Genomic DNA, 2,426 nt, shown 5'->3' on the forward strand with positions numbered 1-2,426 from the left:
TCGGTGCGGCCGGTGCGGCGGACGGGCGCGGGGCGGGTATCGGGGGCGCGACCTGCCGCTGCGTGTGGGCGCGCATCCACTCCCGGCGCTGGCGCTCGGTGAGCACCGCGCCCAGGTAGGCGGCCGGGTGCAGCCCCGGCGGCACCGGGTGGCCGATCCGGGCGGACAGGTCCTGGGCCAGCCCGGTGGACATGCGGAGCGTTACGGATGGCTCCAACTGGTCGATCCGGCCCAGCAGTTGGCGGATCGCGAGCCAGAGCGGCTCGGGCACGGCGGACAGGTCCATCGCGACCAGCTCACGGCCCATGTCGTGGAGCAGCTGCGGGTGCACGGGCGGCAGCGGGCTGGCCGGCCCGCCCGCACCCGGGGTGCGCTCGCGGACGACCACCGTCCCGGCGAAGATGTCGCCGAGCCGCTTGCCGTCCGAGTTCAGCGCCGAGGTGATCACGGCCGGGGCTCCGGTCACCGCGATCAGCTCGATGAAGCCGACCAGCCCGCGCACCAGCGAGTGCCGGAACCGCACCGGGCCGCCGTCGGTGCGCACCACCCGCAGGCCCATCGTGGCCTTGCCGAGCGAGCGCCCGTGGCTGAGGGTCTCGACCATCACCGGCACGGCGACCAGGAAGAACACCATCAGGCCGAGCATGGTGGCCGCCAGCGCCGCCCCGTCGAGGTCGATCAGGGCGACGCTCAGGACCAGCGCGGACACGAACAGGGCCGCGAACTCCACGAGCAGGTCCAGCACGATCGCCAGGGCCCTGCTCGGAAGCTTCGCCGTCTGGAGGTCGAGGACGACCGCCTCACCCGTCACCAGGTCGCTCAAGACACCTGTCCGTTCACGCTCGTGCGGGGGGAGGGAGTTCGCCCGGATCGGCCCCCACGACCCGCTCTCCGCAGTCTGATCCGCAGCGGCAAACATACGGCGCGCGGTGGGCGGACGGGAAGTGAGATCCCGGCGGCCCGGGTGCCGAAGGCTCCTGGCATGCTGGGCCGCACGTGTCCGTACGTACCTGCCCGCGCACCTGCCTGACCGCCGCCTGACCGCCGCCCGACCGGGCACGCGCGCCTCGCGCCCATCGCCGACCATGGAGCCGCCGAATGGACCTGGACGTCTTCGTCGCCACCCACCAGGGGGAGTGGGCCCGGCTGGACGCCCTCGCCCGCAGGCGCCGACTGAGCGGTGAGGAGGCCGACGAACTGGTCACCCTCTACCAGCGGGCCACCGGTCACCTCGCCAAGGTCCAGGCCGCCGCGCCGGACCCGGCCCTGGTGAGCCGGCTGACCGGCCTGGTCTCCCGGGCGCGCAGCGCGGTGACCGGCGCCCGGACCAACGGCTGGCAGGACGTCGCCCGCTACTACACGGTGAGCTTCCCGGCCGCGCTGTACCGCGCCCGCCGGTGGTGGCTGCCGGTCGCGGTCGTCTCGCTGGTCTTCACGACGCTGCTCGCGTGGTGGATGGCGACCCACCCCGAGGTCCGCAACAGCCTCATCGCCCCCGAGCACCTGCGGGAGATGACCCGTCCCGGCGGCCAGTACGAGACGTACTACTCGGACCGGCCGGCCAGCTCCTTCGCCGCGCAGGTCTGGACGAACAACGCCTGGATCGCCGTGCAGTGCCTGCTGTACGGGATCGCGCTGGGAATCCCGGTGCTCTTCGTGATGTGGACCAACGTGGTCAACCTCGGCGTCGGTATCGGGCTGATGGCCTCCGCCGGGCGACTCGACGTCTTCCTCGGCCTGCTCATTCCGCACGGCCTGCTGGAGCTGACCGCGGTCTTCGTGGCCGGCGGCCTGGGGCTGCGCCTCGGCTGGACCGTCATCGACCCCGGCTCGCGGACACGTTCCGTAGCGCTGGCCGAACAGGGACGCTCGATTATCGGAATGTCGATCGGCCTGGCGACGGTACTGGCGGTCTCCGGTGTCCTCGAAGCCTTCGTGACCCCGTCGGGCCTGCCCACCTGGGCGCGCATCTCCATCGGAGTGCTGGCCGAGGTCGCCTTCCTCGTCTATGCCCTGGTGTTGGGCCGGAAGGCGGCGGAGGGCGGAGAGTTCGGCGATGTGGATGCGGCCGACCGGGTGGATCTACAGCCCGTCGCGGCCTGAGCCGATGTGATCAACAGGCTGCTGACCTGCTACTCTTCTCGCATCTCAGCCAAACCATTGACGTGGTCGGGGTGGGCTAGTAGGTTTGAACGGTTGGGACTGACTGGACAACGGTCGGCCCGGGCGTTAGTGTCTACGACACCGCCGAATCGAGGCAAGTGCGTTTCACGAAATGCGCTGCCTCTGACGAAGCAAATTCCGCGGACTGAGCACACCGAAAGCTTTGATAAGCTTCGGAGCGAAGTTCAAGGAAATCCCGCCAGCGGGAATTCAGAAAAACGAAGCCGGTAAGAACGGCCGAGAAGATCTGATAAGCTGGAAAA

At 70.2% G+C, this 2,426-nt stretch carries 3 protein-coding genes; 1 reads left to right on the forward strand and 2 read right to left on the reverse strand.

Annotated features, from left to right (window positions below):
• Window positions 1–823: RDD family protein (locus J0670_RS35870; RefSeq protein ID WP_207816834.1), on the reverse strand; the 823-nt coding region annotated here is incomplete at its 3' end.
• Between the two features lie 275 nt (window positions 824–1,098).
• Between J0670_RS35870 and J0670_RS35875 the strand changes: the two genes are divergently transcribed.
• Window positions 1,099–2,103, forward strand: a complete 1,005-nt coding sequence (locus tag J0670_RS35875; protein WP_207816836.1) for a stage II sporulation protein M — start codon at window positions 1,099–1,101, stop codon at window positions 2,101–2,103.
• Window positions 2,104–2,236: 133 nt separating this feature from the next.
• Here the strand turns inward: J0670_RS35875 and J0670_RS35880 are convergent.
• A partial coding sequence (locus J0670_RS35880) for a hypothetical protein (RefSeq protein ID WP_207816838.1) occupies window positions 2,237–2,426 on the reverse strand: 190 nt, incomplete at its 5' end.

Source organism: Streptomyces sp. FH025, assembly GCF_017427025.1.
Taxonomy (GTDB): domain Bacteria; phylum Actinomycetota; class Actinomycetes; order Streptomycetales; family Streptomycetaceae; genus Kitasatospora.

Bases quoted from the DNA above. Each gene is read 5' to 3' on its own strand.
- J0670_RS35875 (WP_207816836.1), top strand. From the start codon at position 1,099: ATGGACCTGGACGTCTTCGTCGCCACCCACCAGGGGGAGTGGGCCCGG.